18 protein-coding genes are annotated in these 18,781 nt (G+C 55.8%); 13 read left to right on the forward strand and 5 right to left on the reverse strand.

Annotated features, from left to right (window positions below; translation table 11 throughout):
- Positions 1–1,002: a DnaJ C-terminal domain-containing protein gene (locus tag BM258_RS07060; protein ID WP_090070590.1), complete on the reverse strand. Its 1,002-nt coding sequence runs from the start codon at positions 1,000–1,002 to the stop codon at positions 1–3.
- Positions 1,003–1,189: 187 nt separating this feature from the next.
- Here BM258_RS07060 and BM258_RS07065 point away from each other — a divergent pair, with 187 nt between their 5' ends.
- The 3 genes from BM258_RS07065 (at position 1,190) to BM258_RS07075 (ending at position 3,793) form a co-directional block, all read left to right on the forward strand.
- Positions 1,190–2,242, forward strand: coding sequence for a M42 family metallopeptidase (locus tag BM258_RS07065; RefSeq protein WP_090070591.1), 1,053 nt, complete (start codon positions 1,190–1,192; stop codon positions 2,240–2,242).
- A 469-nt stretch (positions 2,243–2,711) separates the two neighbouring features.
- Positions 2,712–3,071 carry a CidA/LrgA family protein gene (locus BM258_RS07070; RefSeq protein WP_090070593.1) on the forward strand — a complete coding sequence of 120 codons (360 nt, stop codon included), beginning with the start codon at positions 2,712–2,714 and terminating at the stop codon, positions 3,069–3,071.
- Between the two features lie 5 nt (positions 3,072–3,076).
- Positions 3,077–3,793 carry an LrgB family protein gene (locus BM258_RS07075; RefSeq protein ID WP_090070595.1) on the forward strand — a complete coding sequence of 239 codons (717 nt, stop codon included), beginning with the start codon at positions 3,077–3,079 and terminating at the stop codon, positions 3,791–3,793.
- Positions 3,794–3,884: 91 nt separating this feature from the next.
- Here the strand turns inward: BM258_RS07075 and poxB are convergent, their stop codons facing one another.
- From poxB to BM258_RS07090, 3 genes are all read right to left on the reverse strand, one after another.
- Positions 3,885–5,609, reverse strand: coding sequence for a ubiquinone-dependent pyruvate dehydrogenase (gene poxB, locus BM258_RS07080; protein WP_090070597.1), 1,725 nt, complete (start codon positions 5,607–5,609; stop codon positions 3,885–3,887).
- A gap of 516 nt (positions 5,610–6,125) precedes the next feature.
- Complete coding sequence (gene dxs / locus BM258_RS07085) at positions 6,126–8,054, reverse strand: 1-deoxy-D-xylulose-5-phosphate synthase (RefSeq protein WP_407062703.1); 1,929 nt, start codon at positions 8,052–8,054, stop codon at positions 6,126–6,128.
- Between the two features lie 356 nt (positions 8,055–8,410).
- A complete protein-coding gene (locus tag BM258_RS07090; protein WP_090070599.1) occupies positions 8,411–9,043 on the reverse strand; it encodes a hypothetical protein in 633 nt (210 codons plus the stop codon).
- A gap of 328 nt (positions 9,044–9,371) precedes the next feature.
- Here BM258_RS07090 and BM258_RS07095 point away from each other — a divergent pair, with 328 nt between their 5' ends.
- From BM258_RS07095 to BM258_RS07110, 4 genes are all read left to right on the forward strand, one after another.
- On the forward strand, positions 9,372–9,800 hold the full coding sequence (locus BM258_RS07095; protein WP_090071264.1) for a VOC family protein: 429 nt from the start codon (positions 9,372–9,374) through the stop codon (positions 9,798–9,800).
- A 297-nt stretch (positions 9,801–10,097) separates the two neighbouring features.
- Entirely contained in the window at positions 10,098–10,730 is a 633-nt protein-coding gene (locus BM258_RS07100; RefSeq protein ID WP_090070601.1) for a LysE family translocator, read from the forward strand.
- 227 nt (positions 10,731–10,957) lie between these two features.
- Positions 10,958–11,581 (forward strand): SCO family protein, encoded by a 624-nt coding sequence (locus BM258_RS07105; RefSeq protein ID WP_090070603.1) that lies wholly within the window; start codon positions 10,958–10,960, stop codon positions 11,579–11,581.
- A gap of 164 nt (positions 11,582–11,745) precedes the next feature.
- A complete protein-coding gene (locus BM258_RS07110) occupies positions 11,746–12,519 on the forward strand; it encodes a TlyA family RNA methyltransferase (RefSeq protein WP_407062706.1) in 774 nt (257 codons plus the stop codon).
- A 42-nt stretch (positions 12,520–12,561) separates the two neighbouring features.
- Here the strand turns inward: BM258_RS07110 and ubiA are convergent, their stop codons facing one another.
- Entirely contained in the window at positions 12,562–13,515 is a 954-nt protein-coding gene (gene ubiA / locus BM258_RS07115; RefSeq protein ID WP_090070606.1) for a 4-hydroxybenzoate octaprenyltransferase, read from the reverse strand.
- A 492-nt stretch (positions 13,516–14,007) separates the two neighbouring features.
- Between ubiA and purD the strand changes: the two genes are divergently transcribed.
- The 6 genes from purD (at position 14,008) to BM258_RS07145 (ending at position 18,748) form a co-directional block, all read left to right on the forward strand.
- A complete protein-coding gene (gene purD, locus BM258_RS07120) occupies positions 14,008–15,306 on the forward strand; it encodes a phosphoribosylamine--glycine ligase (protein ID WP_090070607.1) in 1,299 nt (432 codons plus the stop codon).
- Positions 15,307–15,552: 246 nt separating this feature from the next.
- The gene (locus BM258_RS07125; RefSeq protein WP_090070609.1) at positions 15,553–16,791 is read left to right on the forward strand and encodes a class I SAM-dependent RNA methyltransferase; all 1,239 of its coding nucleotides are present in this window, start codon (positions 15,553–15,555) and stop codon (positions 16,789–16,791) included.
- A gap of 216 nt (positions 16,792–17,007) precedes the next feature.
- Positions 17,008–17,313, forward strand: a complete 306-nt coding sequence (locus BM258_RS07130; protein ID WP_090070611.1) for a hypothetical protein — start codon at positions 17,008–17,010, stop codon at positions 17,311–17,313.
- A gap of 169 nt (positions 17,314–17,482) precedes the next feature.
- Positions 17,483–17,905, forward strand: coding sequence for a hypothetical protein (locus tag BM258_RS24435; RefSeq protein ID WP_175527970.1), 423 nt, complete (start codon positions 17,483–17,485; stop codon positions 17,903–17,905).
- A 29-nt stretch (positions 17,906–17,934) separates the two neighbouring features.
- A complete protein-coding gene (locus BM258_RS07140; RefSeq protein WP_139229225.1) occupies positions 17,935–18,216 on the forward strand; it encodes a hypothetical protein in 282 nt (93 codons plus the stop codon).
- A 52-nt stretch (positions 18,217–18,268) separates the two neighbouring features.
- A complete protein-coding gene (locus tag BM258_RS07145) occupies positions 18,269–18,748 on the forward strand; it encodes an SRPBCC domain-containing protein (protein WP_090070615.1) in 480 nt (159 codons plus the stop codon).
- The last annotated feature ends 33 nt before the right edge of the window (positions 18,749–18,781 follow it).

Here is an 18,781-nt window from a genome sequence, read left to right on the forward strand (position 1 = left end):
TTAGCCGAATTCTGGCCCGCGCGGACGATAGGGCCGCGTATCCTGCCAGTCTTCCATCAAGGCTCTGAGGCCCGGATCGGAGCCTTCGGGCAGGATGATTTTGGCGGTGACCAGCAGGTCACCCCGGTTGCCGTCCCTGTCGGGCAGCCCTTTGCCTTTGAGACGCAGGCTTTTGCCCGAGCTCATGCCCGCAGGGATCTTGACCTCTGCCTTGCCTTCAAGGGTCGGAATGCGCACCTTCGCGCCAAGCACCGCTTCATAGAGAGTCAGCGGCAATTCAAGGCGGATATTGGTTTCCTCGACCGTGAACAGCTTGTGCGGCAGAATCTGGATCGTGACCAGCGCATCGCCTGCCGGACCAGTGCGGCTTTCAAAGCCCTGCCCTTTCATGCGGATGGTCTGGCCATCTTTCACGCCCTTGGGCACGGCCATGTCCAGCGTCTTGCCGGTTGGCAGATGCACACGCCGTTTGTCGCCGGAAACAAGGTCTTCAAGGCTTACGCTCAGCTTGGCTTCGGCGTCCTGTCCTTTTTGAGGCTGGGCGCGATGCTGGCCGCCATGATGGCCGCCGCCGCCGAAGGGATCCGCCCCTGCGCCAAACGGATTGCCGCCTGCGCGCCGTCCGCCGCCGCCAGCCATGTTGCCGAAGATTTCGCTGAAAATATCTTCCGTTGCGCTGCCGCCACCGAACGGGTTGCCACCGCGTCCGCCAGCACCAAAGGGATTGCCGCCACCACCGCCGAACGGGTTGCCCCCACCGGCGAAGCCATGGAATTTTTCCTTGCCTTCAGCGTCTATCTCGCCACGGTCATATTTTCCGCGCTTTTCCTTGTCACCAATAATCTCGTAGGCCTGATTGACCTCGGAGAATTTTTCTTGCGCTTTGGGATCGCTCTTGTTCTGATCGGGGTGATACTTCTTCGCAAGCTTACGGAACGCGCTCTTTATCTCGCGCTCATCCGCCGACTTGGACACCCCAAGCACGCTATATGGATCTCTCATCAGTCTTGTCCTTCACCCCCGTCGATGCGCCCGTCAGGCACGCGCCGACAGTGTTCAATTGGATTCGCTTGACAGCACCTAGGGGAAAGCCCTTAAACAAGCGACTACGAATCATTGCCTGATGCTGTCATTTCACGTTACCTCTGATATAGAGTGTCTCATTCGAAATTTCCATAGAGAGAACATAATGAACATTGATCTTCTCCGTCGCCTTTGCGAAACCCCCGGTGTTCCGGGCCGCGAACATCGCATCCGCGCCCTGATTGAAAAAGAAGCCGAAGGCCTCTTTGATGAAATCTATACTGACGCCATGGGGTCGCTCGTCTGCACCCGCTTCCCGACGACCGAGCAGGAAGAAGGGGCTGTTCCCGAGCGCATCCTGCTGCTCTGCCACATGGACGAGATCGGCTTTCTCGTTAGCCATGTTTCCGATAAAGGCTTCATCAATATCGATCCGGTTGGCGGCTTCGATCCACGCACCCTGTTTGCGCGCCGCGTGCTCGTCTGCACCAACGATGGCGACTATAAGGGCGTGATGAATCCGGGCGGCAAGGGCCTGCATATCTCCACTCCGGAAGAACGCAAGAAGCTGCCTGAAGTGACCGACTTCATCGTCGATCTGGGCATGGGTGAAACCACCAAGGAAAAAGTCAAAGTCGGCGACTATATCGTCATGGACGAGCCCCTGCTCGACATGGGCGAGAAAGTGGTCTCCAAGGCTCTGGACAACCGCATCGCCTGCTGGCTCGGCATCGAAGTGATCCGCGAGATGGTCGAAGCCAAGGTAGCCCATGATTGCGAAATCACCGTAGCCTTCACCGCGCAGGAAGAAGTCGGCCTCAGAGGCGCCCGCACGGCAAGCTTCGGGGTTGCTCCAGACGTGGTTATCGGGGTCGACACTACCCTGTCCTGCGACACGCCGGGCACTCCGGAAAAAGACACCATCACCACACAAGGCAAAGGCGTTGGTCTCGACATCAAGGACGGTTCCTTCATCGCCGATATCGATCTGGTGGAAGAGCTTGAAGCTGTGGCCGCAGAAAAAGACATTCCGGTTCAACGCTTCATCCTCGCCCGCGGTGGACAGGATGGGGCTGCCGGTCAACAGGCAGGTTCCGGCACCAAGGCAGCTGCCATCGGCGTCGGTACCCGCTACATCCACACCGTTTGCGAAATGATCGACAAGACTGATATCCAGTCTGCCAAGGACCTTCTGGTCACCTATCTGGGCAAGCACTGATCCCTCATCCGGATCATTTAGAGACGTTGAAAGGGGAGCCGAGTGCTCCCCTTTTTGCTGCCCGGCTTTAAGAACTTCATGTTCTCTTTCAACATGAGCAAAAGCACTTTTAAAGCGATTTATTGCGAGTCTTTTGAATCACTTAAGTCACTTTGCTGAGACGCTTCTTTTGCGACTTAAAGTTTTTATTAACTATAAAGTCGGCGCTTTCAGAAGGTTTGGTCCAGCTCTGTGCAACACTGCCTTGCACGAATTGGGCACGGCACCCACGTTTTTGCGCTCCCTTCGATACGCGAAACATGGTATGCGTCATTTTGCCATCTCCTGACGCATCCGGCGGCACGGCCCGCACCGGGCACCGGTCTCTCTCCGGTCGCTTTTGCCGAGGGCATTCGTGCGCCTGTCAGAGGGCAATCCGATACTATTTGAAGGCCCAAGCGGTCCAGCAAGAAGGAAGAGAGGAACGCAATTGCTCTTCTATTTAACAGTCATATTACTCTGCCAGCTGATTGGGGAAGCGCTGGTCACGCTTTTTGATTTTCCCGTTCCGGGCCCCGTTATCGGAATGGCGATCATGTTTTTCGGCCTGCTGATCAAGGGCTCTGTGCCCGATGGTCTTTCAAGCGTTGGCGATACTCTGCTCTCTCACATGTCCCTTCTGTTCATTCCCGCTGGCGTCGGCATCATGGTCAACGCGGAGCTGATCCAGCGCGAGATCGTGCCCATCACCGTTTCACTGGTCATCAGCACCTTTCTATGCATCGCGGTCACGGGCCTGTTGATGAGCTGGCTCACCCGCAACAAGTCCATCGGCGGGCATAAGGAGTAGAGAAAATGCAATCCCTTACCACGCTCTGGGAGCATTTGAGCGAAAGCCCCCTGCTCTATCTCACGCTCACCCTGATCGCCTATCAGATCGGCCTGTATCTTTATCAGAAGTCCGGCAAAAAGCCGCTTGTCAATCCGGTGCTGATTGCCATCATCCTGCTGGTCATATTGTTGCTGGTAACGGGTACCCCTTATGAGCGCTATTTCGAGGGTGCCTCATTCCTGCATTTCCTGTTAGGTCCGGCAACGGTGGCGCTGGCCATTCCGCTTTATCGGCAGTTTGAAAAGGTGCGCAAATCGGCGCTGGCCATTTCCATCAGTCTGCTCACCGGCTCTGCCGTCTCGGCAGTATCTTCGGTGTTGATCGCCTGGGCGCTGGGAGGCTCTGAACAATCCTTCCTGTCGCTGGCGCCAAAGTCGGTTACGACGCCTGTTTCCATGGGCATCACCGAAGCGCTTGGCGGTGTCCCTTCTCTCACCGCCGTTCTGGTCATTATCACCGGCATTCTGGGTGCGTCTCTCGGCCCAACCGTGCTCAATATCGTGCGGGTCAAAAGCTGGGCGGCCCGTGGCCTTGCCATTGGCACGGCGGCACATGGTTTGGGCACAGCGCGCAAGCTGCAGGTGAATGAAGAGGCGGGCGCCTTTTCCGGCCTCGCTATGGGGCTCAACGCACTGGCAACAGCCATTTTGCTGCCCCTTGTCTGGTACTGGATTTTCTAGGACCCGCGCGCACAAGACGTGCAACAGAAAACCCCGGTGGATCGCCCTGATCCGCCGGGGTTTTGTTTATGATCGCTATTGTATGCGCAGATCAGCGCAGCCAGTTGGTCTTGGTCAGTTCAACCAGTTCTTCGCCACGGCCAGACAGGATGGCCCGCATCATATAGACGCTGAAGCCCTTGGCCTGTTCGACCTTGATCTTTGGCGGCATGGCCAGCTCTTGCTTGGCAACCATGACATCCATCAGGCCCGGCCCCGGTTTGGCGAGGAATTCTTCCATCTTGGCGGGCAATTCCGCATCATCTTCAACGCGCATGCCGTCGATGCCGATTGCCTCGGCAATCTTGACGAAGTCAGGATCGTTCAAATCCGTATCATCGGAGATATAGCCGCCAGCCTTCATTTCCATGGCCACGAAGCCAAGCGAGCGATTATGGAAGACAATCATCTTGACCGGCAGATCAAGCTGCTTGATGGTGAAGATATCCCCCATCAACATGGAAAAGCCACCGTCGCCACAAAGGGCGATCACTTGCCGATCAGGGGCAGCAGCCTGTGCTCCGATGGCCTGCACCATGGCGTTGGCCATGGAGCCGTGGTTGAAGGAGCCGATCAGGTTGCGCTTGCCGTTCATTTCCAGATAGCGCGCGGCCCAGACGGTTGGCGTACCCACGTCGGCGGTGAAGATGGCATCCTCGGAGGCTTTTTCACCAATGACCTTGGCCAGATATTGCGGATGGATATCCCGTTTGGATTTGCTTGGCTTGGCCAGCTCATCGAGCCCTTCGCGGGCTTTCTTGTAATGCTTGATCGCGGTTTTAAGGAAGCTATCGTGCTTCTTTTCTTCCAGCTTGGGCAGAAGCGCGGCAAGGGTTGGTTTCACCTGCCCCACAAGGCCCAGATCGATCTGGGTGTGAGCTCCCAAGGCGTCAGGGCTGATATCCAACTGCACGATTTTGGCATCGGCCGGATAGAAGGCGCGATAGGGGAAGCCGGAACCGAGGATAACCAGCGTGTCAGCATTTTCCATGGCGTGATAGCCCGAGGAGAAACCGATAAGGCCGGTCATGCCCACATCATAGGGGTTGTCCCATTCCACATGTTCCTTGCCACGCAAAGCATGGACGATGGGAGACTTGATGGTTTCGGCCAGTTTGATGACTTCTGCATGGGCCCCAGCGCAGCCAGCACCGCAAAGAAGCGTTGGCCGTTTTGCGCTATTGAGGATGGCCGCCAGCTTGTCCAGCTCTTCTTCGGCGGGCAGAGCAACCGGCAGGGCCGGTTTGGACCAGCGCACGTCCACGTCTTCAGGCATGGCCTTAAGGGCGATATCACCGGGCAGCACCACGACAGCAACGCCCTTTTTCAAAATCGCATTGCGCATGGCCATTTCCAGCACATAAGGCATCTGCTCGGGCGTGCTGACCATTTCACAATAGACGCTGCATTCCTTGAATAGTTCCTGCGGATGGGTCTCCTGAAAATACCCCGAGCCGATTTCGGAAGACGGGATATGAGCGGCAATTGCCAGAACCGGCACATGATTGCGTTGGCAATCAAACAGGCCGTTGATCAGATGCAGGTTGCCCGGACCACAAGACCCCGCGCAAACGGACAGCTCGCCGGTCAGATGGGCTTCGGCGCCAGCAGCAAAAGCGGCGGCCTCTTCGTGACGGGTGCCCATCCAGCGGATTTTCTTCTGCCGGTGCAGGCTGTCACTGATGCCGTTCAGGGAGTCACCGGTCACGCCCCAGATGCGTTCTATACCGGCCTCAGCAAGCGTTCTTGCAACAAAATTGGCTATGGATTCGCTCATAATATAGTCCCTTGGTCATAAATGGGCACTCACTTGACCAGAGGCGATCATGAGACGAGAGGGAGAAAGCAAATGGACAGGTGCTTTCAGGTCCCGGACATCCGCCAATGTCCAAATGAGTGCATAAATGCGCCGCGCAAGCGAGATGCGTTCTGTCTCAGTCGGCAGGTACGCACTAGGTCAACGCATGAATGCAGCTTTTGTCCCAAAAACGGAGGTCACGAACGGGTGACCAGCTTTTGAGAAAGCAGGATCCGTCTCCTGTCGCGCGTCAGAGGCTGCGGTTTTGAAGTATGGCGGGCGGCGATCAGAGATTGGAAGGGATCCAATTTACAGCCATAGATATCGGCCCGAATAGGCCTTTTCACAAGAAGCAATCGGCGAATGCGGGCATGCGATGAATGCATAGCTTGATTCATCGAAGATGCATATTTGCATTCAAGTCACTCGCTGCTGAGGGAACAAGGAGGGGAAACCCTCTTTGTTCCAACGCTTTCATCCCCTTTTGGCAGCCAGTCAGGCCATTTCTCCCGCTTCGATCGCGGCGTTGAGATCCTTGCCTAGAGCTTCAAATACGGCGCGGATAATGCCATCGGCATCCAGACCATTTTCCTTATACATAACATCGGGTTTGCCATGGTTGGTATAGTGGTCTTCCATGGTCAGGGAGCGGATCTTCAGGGAACCATCCAACGCGCCCTCTGCTGCCAGAAGATGCAGCACCTGAGAGCCAAAGCCGCCCACGGCCCCTTCTTCGATGGTGATCAGCATATCGTGAGTACCAGCCAGCTCCAGAATCATATCCCGGTCCAGAGGCTTGGCGAAGCGTGCATCGGCTACCGTTGTGCTAAGGCCATAGCCTTCTAGCCGTTCAGCGGCATCAAGGCTTGCGGCAAGGCGTGTGCCCAGCGACAGGATGGCAACCTTGCTGCCCTGTTTGACGATGCGGCCCTTACCGATTTCCAGCGGAACTCCCTCTTCAGGGATTTCGACCCCGACGCCTTCACCGCGTGGATAGCGGAAAGCAATCGGCCCATCCTCATAGGCCCGCGCCGTGGCGACCATATGCACCAGCTCGGCTTCATCGCTTGCAGCCATGACGACCATATTGGGCAGGGACGCCATAAAACCAATATCATAGGCGCCCGCATGGGTTGGGCCATCGGCACCGACAAAGCCTGCCCTGTCGATAGGGAAGCGCACTGGCAGATTCTGAATGGCCACATCATGGACCACCTGATCATAGGCCCGCTGCAGGAAGGTGGAATAGATCGCACAGAAGGGCTTCAGCCCCTCGCAGGCCAAGCCCGCAGCAAAGGTGACAGCATGCTGCTCGGCGATGCCCACATCGAAGGTGCGATCTGGGAACTGCTCTTCGAAGATATCGATGCCGGTGCCTGACGGCATGGCGGCAGTAACCGCGACAATCTTCTTGTCCTTGGCGCCTTCCTTGGCGAGGCTTTCGCCGAAAATCTTTGTGTAGCTGGGGGCATTGCTGGGCGGCTTGAGTTGGGTGCCGGTGACCACATCAAAGCGGCTGACGCCATGATATTTGTCGCTGGCATGCTCGGCAGGCGCATAGCCCTTGCCCTTCTGGGTAACCACATGCACCAAAATGGGGCCTTTATCCGTATCGCGCACATTTTTCAGGATCGGCAGCAGATGCTCCAGATTGTGCCCGTCAATCGGGCCGACATAATAGAAGCCCAGCTCCTCGAACAGAGTGCCTCCTGTGACGAAAGAACGTGCGAACTCCTCAGCCTTCGCAGCCTTTTCCTTGAAGAAGCGCGGCAGTTGATGGGCCAGCTGTTTGGCGGCATCGCGCAGGGAGAGAAAAGTCTTGCCGGAAATGAGGCGCGCCAGATAAGCGCTCATGGCGCCGGTCGGCGGCGCAATGGACATGTCATTGTCGTTGAGTATGACGATCAGGCGGCTGTCGAGCGCCCCGGCGTTGTTCATGGCCTCATAGGCCATACCGGCGCTCATAGCCCCGTCGCCAATCACGGCGATGACATTGCGGTCTTCACCCTTCAGTTCAGAGGCCATCTGCATGCCCAGTCCCGCCGAAATAGAGGTCGAGCTATGGCCGGTGCCAAAGGGGTCGAATTCGCTCTCAGACCGCTTGGTGAAGCCTGAAAGGCCACCGGGCTGACGCAAGGTGCGGATGCGATCGCGACGACCGGTGAGAATTTTGTGCGGATAGGATTGATGACCGACATCCCAGATGACACGGTCATTGGGCGTGTTGAACACATGGTGCAGAGCCACAGTCAGTTCCACGACGCCCAGCCCTGCCCCCAAATGCCCACCCGTCACCGATACTGCATCAATGGTCTCGGTGCGCACGTCATCCGTGAGCGCCTTGAGCTGCTCCATATCCATTGAACGGATATCTTCGATGGACTTGATACTGTCGAGCGTGGGGGTCTTGGACAATTCCGTCACCTGTTATTCTTTGGCATTCGAGTTGGCTGCTCGCGCCGCTGGTTTTCCTTTTAGGCCAATCAGTCCCAAAAGACCGAAAAAACCGCCGGTTATAATTTCCTTCATTACGCAGTTTACCATATACGACCGGATCGTGGACAGGGATCTATCGAAAGGATGACAAAACAAGCGCTGATGAGGTTTTGTAATGTGAAAGCAATAGCCACATGATGCGGCGTTATTTCCCAATGTCTATAGGGAAATATGCTTGAGAGCAAGAACATGGGACATCGCCAAATGGTCACATTTACAAGAGGTCGGGGCATAGCCTTTCCGGATTGTCCGAACCGGCCTTCCCGAGGCAGATGTCGAGCATTCTAGAAGAAGAAACTTCGCATTCTCTGCCAGAGGCTGCAAGACGGGCCATCCGCCATCCACTGTTCCTTGATGGCACCGATCATCCACATATCGGCCTCATCCAGAGCTCCACGATCTTGCAAGCAAAGCAAATGATCATGGGCGCTTTGCAGAAAACGATCCCTATTCTTGGGGTCCAGTTCGGAAGCACGCCATTTTGCGATTGCAAGATCTCGGTTATAGCAGGCATTTTGTGGATCTTTGGCCACCAACTTTTCACAAATTGCCAAGGCTTCACCATAGGCAACGAGCGCGCCAATCTCATCCCCCAGAGCACGCCTCAAATCACCAAGTTCGATTTGGCAGATGCTGATGTCGTGCTTTGTCTCTTCCTGATGTTTTGTCAGGGTGAGCAATCCTTCGAAATGTTTGAGAATCTCTTCACAATGGGTCAGCGTCGACCACTTGTCGCCGCGCCTTAGATGTCGCTTGCCGATGGTCCTGTGGATTTCAATCAGATCGCGCCTGCGTATCGGACTGTTTGGATTCTCGGCAAAACGACCGCGAGCTTGTGCGAGAACCTGCTCAAGCTCAGTCTCCGTCTTATCGTCTCCTCGCGCATCACTCGCAGAAACGCGTGAATCCCCAGCCATGAAGTCCCCTTTAAATACCGTGTCTTGTAGACACCCCCCGGTCGCAGCCCGTCAATGAAACCGAAAGGATGCTCAGGATAGTAAATATCAAAGAGTGTTACGCTTTTACTACATAAAGGTTGTATTTTCACACAACGCGCTCACCGACACAGGCTTATTAAAATGCGTGGAACCAGAATTTGTATTAAAGCGAACAAATCCGATCCGGCGTTAAGTATTTGTGTAGGCACACTCGCGTCTGCATAAGAGAAAATACGGCTTGACGAAATGGAGCGCTGAGTGCATTCTCAAAAAAGAACATTTCATGAACATATTTTTAGAGACCGGAATGACTAGCGAACCACCCGTCATCATGGCGCATGTATCCGTAGGGACGAATGATTTTCCAAGGGCGCGGGATTTCTACAAGGCGGTTTTGGAAACCGTTGGCGCAAAGGTCATCATGGAAGTTGATGTGCCCGGAGAAGTCAGCGCTATTGCCTTTGGCAAGATGTTTCCCGAATTCTGGGTCCAAACGCCCCATGACAAGCAGAAGGCCGGCGTGGGGAATGGCACCCATTTCGCTTTTCTAGCCACCAGCAAGGAAATGGTTCAGGCCTTCTGGGACAAAGCGCTGAAAATGGGAGCAACACCTGATGGCGCGCCAGGCCCAAGGCCTCATTATGGCGAGGCCTATTATGGCTGTTTCTTGCGTGACCTTGAGGGCAACAAGATCGAAGCCATGTATTGGGGTGCTCACGATCAGTTCGAAACCTGAGCTCGCCTCGGCCGAGCAGTCTCCCGTGGTAGCGTCCTTTGCAAAGGGTGCACCGCAGACAACCTCTGTTGTCTGTTGCTGTCAATCACGGCTTGCTCTAGAAATGATGAGGTGCCCGTGATCTCCTTTGCGCGCACCCTACCAGGATTATTCCGCACCCTTTGGCTTTCAGTATCAGAGGCGGATCGATCCATCGTCTGCTTAAAGGCCATTCTGGCCCGTCTCTACCGTCACCGCTTTTGTCTTCTGCCCTGTGCATCAAGAGCATAAGCATGTGTTTGTTGATTGAGGTCCGCCATGTTTGATCACTTTCCCTTCCTCACCATCATTCTGGCTCTTGCTGCCCTGACCATGGCTCCGGGGATGGACACGGTTCTCGTGCTGCGCAATGCGGCGCGTGGCGGATTTACCGATGGCTTTACCACCAGTTTCGGCATCTGCTCGGGGCTTTTCGTGCATGCGACCATTTCGGCGCTGGGACTCTCGGTGATCCTGCTCCAATCGGCCTATCTGTTTACTCTGCTCAAATTTGCCGGTGCACTCTTTATTGTCTATCTGGCCTTCCAGTCCCTGCTGTCGGCTTGGCGCGGGCATGGGCTTGTGGTGGCGCACGAAGGCGCAAGGCGCGTTTCCCTCATCACCTCTTTTCGTGAGGGCATTCTCTCCAATGTGCTCAACCCGAAGCCTATCCTGTTTTACATGATGTTTCTGCCCCAGTTCATCGATCCCGCCCAGTCTGCCCTGTGGCAATCGCTTTTGGTGGCGGGCATCCATTTTCTGTTGGGGATGATGTGGCAAGGAGGGCTGGCGCTCATGGTGCACAAGGCACGCCGGTTTCTGGCCCGTCCGGCCATTGCACGCACGCTTAACGGGGCCACGGGGCTGCTGCTTCTGGGTTTTGGCATCAAACTGGCGCTCACTCACCGCTAGCGCCAAGCGAATCTGCGCCAGTTTTTGCTCGCTCCCGCCCATTCTTTCGGGCACTTGCCAGCTCAATCGTGAGCTCAAAGCGGTGTCTGATACAGGCCTAAACCTCTCATCCTTAAGCCTCATGTGTAGTTTCGTCCGGTTGACTTCACCTCACAGCTGTGAAAACTGAAAGGCCCATCACGCTGAAACCATGCGCAGATTCATCCAGTAGCCAAAGGGACCGTTTCATGAAAAAGCTGATACGCACCATTTCTTGGGCCATGAGCCTCGTCATGGCCATCGTATTGGGGATTCTGGTCTTTTCTTGGTATAGTGAAGAAATGCGGGTCCAAAAAACGCAAGAAGGACAAACCGAGGTGCAAATCGGCGGCGACTTTTCGCTCACCGATCATACGGGGAAACCGGTCACCTATGCCGACTTTGCCGACAAACCACTGGCAATCTATTTTGGCTACACCTTCTGTCCGGATGTCTGCCCCACGACCCTGAGCGAAATGACCCTCTGGGTGGAGGAATTGGGTGGAGACGCCCAAAAGATGAATTTCGTCTTTGTCACCGTTGATCCCGAGCGCGATACGCAGGAGGCCATGGGTGATTATGTGGACGCGTTTTTTGATCAGCTCATTGGCCTCAGAGGGACGCGCGAGCAAACCGATGCTGTTATAAAGGCCTATAAGGTCTATGCCAAAAAGGTGGATGACGGCAGTGGCGACGGCGACTATGTCATGGATCATACCGCCTCTGTGTTCCTGATGAAAAAGGGTGGCGCCTTTTCCGGAACCATTTCCTTTGGCGAAGCACATGACAGCGCGGTAGAAAAGCTGCGTAACCTGATTGCCAGCGCCGAATAGGAATGCAGCCCCCGGTCCTTTGGGCAAACTCTCTTGATTTGACGGCGACCAATCTCTATTGACTGGGGCGGCTCGGGGCTGCACGCCAGTTGCTTCCTGCGTTTGGCGGCAAATCAATGCTGGCGCTACCGAAGCTCCAGAGCTTTGCTCTTTTGCCCCGCCTAATAAGAGGATCCTCTATCATGGAAAAGCTGCGGCTTGATCAGGCTCTTGTCGAACGGGGCCTTTGCGCCAGTCGGGCGCGGGCACGCGACGCTATCAAGCGTGGCTTTACGCAAGTGGATGGCAAACCAGCCACGAAGGCCAGCCAGATGGTAGGCCCACAGGTAGCGCTCTCCATCAATGATCCGGCGGCTGGCTATGTCTCCCGCGCCGCATTGAAGCTTATCGGCGGGCTTGATCATTTCGGCTTTGATCCGAAGGGACGTGTGGCCGTCGATATTGGAGCATCCACCGGCGGCTTTTGTCAGGTGCTACTGGAGCGCGGCGCCGCAGCGGTTTATGGCATTGACGTCGGGCATGATCAGATGCATCCGAGCCTGTTGGACAATCCCAAGCTTCATTCGCTGGAAGGTGTCAATGCGCGCCATCTGGATCGCACGCACGTACCAGATCCTTTCAGCGCCCTCGTCAGTGATGTCTCCTTTATCTCCTTGCGACTGGCGCTGCCTGCGGCTTTGGAAATGGCCGAGCCGGGAGCCTTCGCCGTGTTGCTGGTCAAGCCCCAGTTCGAGGTGGGAAAAAAGGGCATCGGCAAGGGAGGGCTTGTGAGAGATCCAGCCGAAGGCGAACGCACAGCACAGGATATTGCCCGTTGGCTGTCTGGAGACGAAGACCCCGCCTGTCATGGTTGGCAGATACGCGAATTGATCCCCTCGCCCATTCTTGGCGGCGATGGCAACAAGGAATATCTACTCGGCGCGTTTAAAGACGGCTAAACGCCGGGGGCCAGCTTTAGCAAAAAATGAGAGAGCGGAAGGCTAGAGCCAGATGCTGACCAACAATCCGGCAAAGATGATCCAGCCGACTTGCGTGTTGGAACGGAACAGCGCGAGGCACTGACCACCATTGTCAATATCCAGCTTCCAGATCTGCCAGCCCATATGCAGACCAGCAACCGCCAGTCCGACAAAGGCAGGCCAGGAAACGCCGGATACGGCAAAGCAGGCCGCCATGCAGACAACCATCACAGCATAGAAAAGCGAAAGCCAGGCGCGGGTATTTTCAGCAAAGAGCAGCGCGGTGGATTTCACGCCAATCATGACATCGTCTTCTTTATCCTGATGGGCATAGATGGTGTCATAGCCGATGGTCCAGACAATGGCGCCCAGATACATCAATACCGGCGCCAGCGCCAACTGGCCCGTGATGGATGTCCAGCCAACCAGCGCTCCCCATGAAAAGGCCAGCCCGAGCACGAGCTGCGGCCAATGGGTGATGCGCTTCATGAAAGGATAGATGGCCACGACGCTCAGCGACGCAAATCCAAGCCAGATGGTGTAGCTGTTAAATTGCAGAAGAACGAACAGGCCAATCAGCAACTGGGCTGCGAGCCACACCCCGGCAAAGCGGCGGGAAACCTGATGGCTGGGCAAAGGGCGTGAGCGTGTACGCTCCACCTTCTCGTCAATATCCTGATCGACAATATCGTTATAGGTGCAGCCGGCGCCGCGCATGGCAACAGCGCCCAGCCAGAACGCAAATCCATACCAGAGGATATGCTCGATCGGCGGCAATGTGCCAGATTGTGCCGTGGAAACGGCAAGCGTCAGCGACCACAGACAGGGCCAAAGCAACAGCCACCAGCCGATGGGACGTTCAAGACGGGACAGACGCGCATAGGGACGAAACCACGCGGGCAACAAAGTGTCTGCCCAGTGGCCACGCACTGCATCTGCAACGCGTCCCTCACCCAGTGTCGCCTGATCCTTCATAAATATGTCCTTGGTCGTTGATTGTGAGCCGAAAAGGAGAACCCTTATTCACGTAAGAGCATTGCCCCATGCTCCTGTCTGCGTCAACCACTCAAATTGTATTGTGGTGTTCTGGCACAGCATCATTTTGTATTATATAAACTAAATGGGCGCAGCCTTTGTGCTTAGCTTACGTCTTTACGGTCATTTTGTTAGGTTGGATCGCCCGATAATTGCCTTTTCTTGCGTTGTCCTCCCTACATACCGTTGCGTTCCTTTTTCGAGCTTTTTTATTGCGCTTCAAATTGATTAGAAGCGCCCAGAAACGGACAAATCAACCGTCCCTGATGCCTTTTCAGCATTTGTGCATGGCTTTTAGGGCAACAATTGGCCCTGAGGCTGCTTGTGGGCTTGATTTTGTGGCGGCTGAAGGGTAGCAGACGATCACCTGTCTCATTCTTTGTTTTTCGAGCCGCACAAGCGGTTCCCTGTCTCTATCAAAAGGTGGCCCTGATGACTGATCGCCTCAACGTTCTTCTCATCGGCTCTGGCGGACGCGAACATGCCCTTGCCTATGGCCTTAAGAAATCCCCCCGTCTTGGCGCACTGTATGTGGCTCCGGGCAATGCAGGCCTGCTGGCGCTAGCAGAAAAAGCCGACATTCAAGAGAGCGACCATGATGCGGTTATCGCCTTTTGCAAGGCCAACGCTATCGACTTCGTGATTGTCGGCCCGGAAGCGCCGCTGGTTGACGGTCTTGTCGACAGCCTCAGCGCGGCAGGCATCCTGACATTCGGTCCTTCCAAGGAAGCTTCCCAGCTGGAAGGCTCCAAAGGCTACACCAAGGATCTGTGCGCCGAGTTTGACATCCCGACCGCGGCCTATGCGCGCTTTGTTGATTGCGCCGCTGCCCTTGCCTATCTCAAAGACCATCCAGCCCCGATCGTCATCAAGGCAGACGGGCTCGCCGCAGGCAAAGGCGTCACCGTCGCGATGAGCGATGCCGAAGCCGAAGCGGCTGTCAAGGAATGCTTCGACGGAGCGTTCGGCGAAGCCGGTGCTGAAGTGGTCATCGAAGCTTTCTTGCAGGGCGAGGAAGCCAGCCTGTTTGCCCTTTGCGATGGCAAGACCGCGCTGCATCTGGCCTCTGCACAAGATCATAAACCCGTTGGCGAAGGCGACACCGGCCCGAATACAGGCGGCATGGGTGCTTATAGCCCGGCTCCCGTGATGACCGATGCCTTGACCGAAGAGGTCATGGAAAAGATCGTCCGCCCGACCATCAATGGCATGGCCAGCCGCGGCGCGCCCTTCACAGGCATTCTTTTTGTTGGTCTGATGATCACTGACAAGGGCCCTGAGCTGATCGAATATAACGTGCGCTTTGGCGACCCGGAATGTCAGACCCTGATGATGCGCCTTGAAAGCGACCTGCTTGAATTGCTGCTTGCCGCAGCCAAGGGCGAGCTGGAAGGCGTTTCGGCTGATTGGTCAGATGATGTGGTGATGAATGTGGTGCTGGCCTCCAAGGGGTACCCCGGCTCCTATGAGAAAGGCACTGAAATAGCGGATCTCTCAGCAGCCGAAGCGCTGGAGGGCGTCACCATTTTCCACGCTGGCACGGCAGAAAAAGACGGCAAGTTGGTGGCCACCGGTGGCCGTGTGCTCAATGTCTGCGCGCGTGGTCGTTCGGTCACAGAAGCTCAACGTCTTGCCTATCAGGCCGTGGATGCGGTGCGTTGGGACAATGGCTTCTGCCGCCGCGATATCGGCTGGCGGGCCGTTGCGCGCGAGAAGGATACCGCTCAATAAAAGAACCGGATAGAGGGCCATCGCCCCGATCTATCCGGCATGCACAAACAAAAAGCCCGCAGTGAGACACTCACGGCGGGTTTTGCTATTGCGCAAGACGCGGGGTGGTATATTCGCCCGGCAATAGAAAAGGCCCTACGACAAAGCCGGACGAATCCGGTAGGCTCTGATTGAACTATGCGCTTTGAAGCCCGGCCAGTTGGCCTAGGCCATAAAGCACGGCAGCACTGAAGGACCAAACATACAGTGACAGACCCTGTTGAAATCACGATTGACGAGCTTGGCGCAAAGGGCGACGGGATCGCCTACTATGGCGGAGGCAGTTTATATGTTCCCTTCGCTCTGGAAGGGGAGCGCGTGCGCGTCACCCCCATGGGAGAGCGCGGCGAACTCGAAGGCATCGTCACGCCGTCCCCAAGCAGGGTCGAGCCGATCTGTCCGCTGTTCCAAACCTGTGGCGGCTGCACCATGCAGCATATGGCGCCAGAGGCTTATGGCGCATGGAAGCAGGATCTTGTGAGGGATGCTCTCGCCTCTCGCGGCTTTGAAGATCTTGCGATCAATCCGCTGGTTGCCACCAAGCCGGGCGAGCGCCGCAGAGCCGTTTTGACCGCGCGCCTCATCGGTCGCCGTCTGCTGTTTGGTTATCATGAAGCCCGCTCGACACGGGTGGTCGATGTGGACCATTGCCCGCTGCTTGTGCCTGCTCTCAATGCGCTGTTGCCAAAGCTGGCTGACTATCTGCCCCTGTTCATGACCAAGAAGAAAGAGGCCCGCATCACCCTACTGGCAACCCATTCGGGCGTTGATCTCAGTTTGGATGACGTCAAGGACATGCGGGGTGGCCAAGACTATCTCAAAGCCGTTGAAATGGCCGAAGATCTGGATCTTGCGCGCCTTTCAGCCAATGGCGAGACGCTGCTCGAGCGCCGCCCGCCGCTATTGCGCATGGGCGCAGCACAGGTCAGCCCGCCTGCCGGGGCCTTTGTACAGGCGGAGGAAAGCGCCGAACGCGCCATGGCCAAGATGATTCTGGAAAGCGTGGGCGACGCCAAGCGTGTGATCGATCTTTTCTGTGGCTCGGGCACCTTCGCCCTCAGACTGGCCAAAAAAGCACAGGTCTGGGCACTGGAAGGCGAGGATGCGGCGCTCAAATCTCTTGAACGTGCATGGCGCTTTGGCGACAAGCTCAAGGGCATCAAGATGGAACGCCGCGATCTGTTCCGTCGCCCGTTGCTGGCCGCAGAAATGAAGAAATTCGACGCCCTCGTGTTTGATCCGCCGCGCGCTGGAGCCAAGGCTCAATGCGAGGAGATCGCCAAATCCCAGTTACCGGTCGTTGTTGCCGTATCCTGCAATCCGGGCACGCTGGCCCGCGACCTGCGCATTCTGGTGGATGGCGGCTACACAATTGCTTCGGTCACACCGGTGGATCAGTTTTTATATTCGCCGCATGTGGAATGCGTCGTTACACTCACCCGCTAGCAATTGCAGAAAGGGCTGCCTCGGGCAGCTCTCTTTTGCGCGCTCCGGGCGCGCCTTTCTATAATGAAAGGAGCGTGACGACAAGTTTCTTTGCTTCTGTATAATTTCGGCTTTTGGTAACAATCGACTTGATCTTGCCATTATGCTGACTAGATATTGCATGACTTAGATCGTTATGGGTGTAAACCCCGATTGCCTTTGAGAGGTCGCCACCAGATGGTCCATATAAAGCGATGGGTGATTATCACCTTCGCTATCTTGCTGTTTCTTGTGGGGCTGGGGTCTGTCTGGACGCCCATTCCCATCGGGGCAATTCTTATGACCTTCGCAACCTTCCTGCTGATCGCCTACAGCCGGAGAGGACGCGCCCTTGTACGTGGTGCCCGCCGACGCTTTGCCCTGATTGATCGCCAGATGCGCTGGTTCGAGGGCAAGAGCAAGGCCAAGATGGTGCGTGTTCTGAAAACCACTCAGCCGCTGGAATCCCGCCTGCGCTATGGCATTAAAAAGCTCGATCTTTAGCGCCCATGACGGCCCTGTTTGTCTTCACGCTGTCATACATGCAGCCTAATGGAAGAAAATGGAGAGCCATAACAGGCTTCTATCTCTTTATTCTCTATTCTTGTTCAGTCGGATTGATGGACTTGGCTTGCAATTCAGGCACGCTGCCGTCTGGTAGGAGTGAAAGACGGTGATCTCGAATCTCAGGCAATGGGCGATCATTGGCTTCGCCTTCTTCTGCTTGCTCGTGGGGCTGGCAACCATATGGCTTCCCATTCCAACCGGCGTGCCACTGCTGGCGCTCGGGGCCTTTCTCCTAATCGCCAATAGCCGCGTCGGGCGCAATGCTGTGCGCCGCCTGCGTAAACATGTCGATTGGCTTGATCACGCGCTTGTATGGTTGGAGGAAAGAGCGGGCCGCCCTTTTGATCGGGTTTTGAAAACGACGCGTCCTTTGATGACACGCCATCGCCGCAAACGCGAAGTCGAAGCCGGCTTGTCTCGCAGCACAGCTGGAACAGATCCCGCCCTCACCTCAACGACCTCCCCCTCTACTCCTGCCGGAGAAGAGAAGCGAACACAGGAAAGCACTGCCAAACAGCCTTGTGGGTAAAGTCTGCTCTGTAAGGATACACCGCCCACTTGCCAATTTTACCATGCTTGGCGTGCGTCTTTCTCGGCGCTGATTTGGGTCGCTATCAGCGCATAAATCTGGTGCCGGGCAGCGAGCAGGCGATACGTCCAGTTTTATGGCAGAAAAACACCTATTTAAAACAAAGGGTTGTGTTTCTTGCTTTTTGGTATCCTACCAAGGACGCCTTGTGCGCCATGAGCGTGATCTCTATCCTGATTGGTGAGTTTTGTAAGAAGGCCATTCAAGTAAAAAGTAACGGGAAAACGATTTGTCGTTTCCTCAACCTTTGAACCATCGCCGTTGGTCAGCGGAGGCGCCGAGCGGTATTGTCAGGATTGTGCCATGCTCAAACCGATCGTCAAAGTGATTGAAGTCCCTTGCGACGCGCTCGCTGCCTACCAGCTCTTTTCCATGGGCATGGGGAGCTGGTGGCCTCTTGAGACGCGCTCAATTTCGATCCATAGCACCGGCATGCCCGCCAAGGCACTCGAAACCGATCCGGTAGCAGGGGGCGCGATCATTGAAATCGCCTCGGATGATACGCGCCATGTCTGGGGCTGTTTTGCCGACTGTGATCAGCCCAACTCGCTTGCGATCAATTTTCATATGGGCCAACCGCTAGATCATGCGACCTATCTCACAGTGAGCTTTCTGCAAATGAATGCCCACCGCACACTGGTCAAGCTGGTGCATGGCGGATGGGATAGCTATGGCGCCATCGCAGCCATGATGCGGGATGGATATGATACAGGCTGGAACGAAATCTTCTGCTTCCACTATGCCCGTTCCTGTGAAAAGCCACGCTTTTTGCGCCGCGCCTGATCGCGCGCAAAACACACCCTTGCCTCTGAAAGC

The organism is Cohaesibacter marisflavi, from assembly GCF_900115225.1.
GTDB lineage: Bacteria > Pseudomonadota > Alphaproteobacteria > Rhizobiales > Cohaesibacteraceae > Cohaesibacter > Cohaesibacter marisflavi.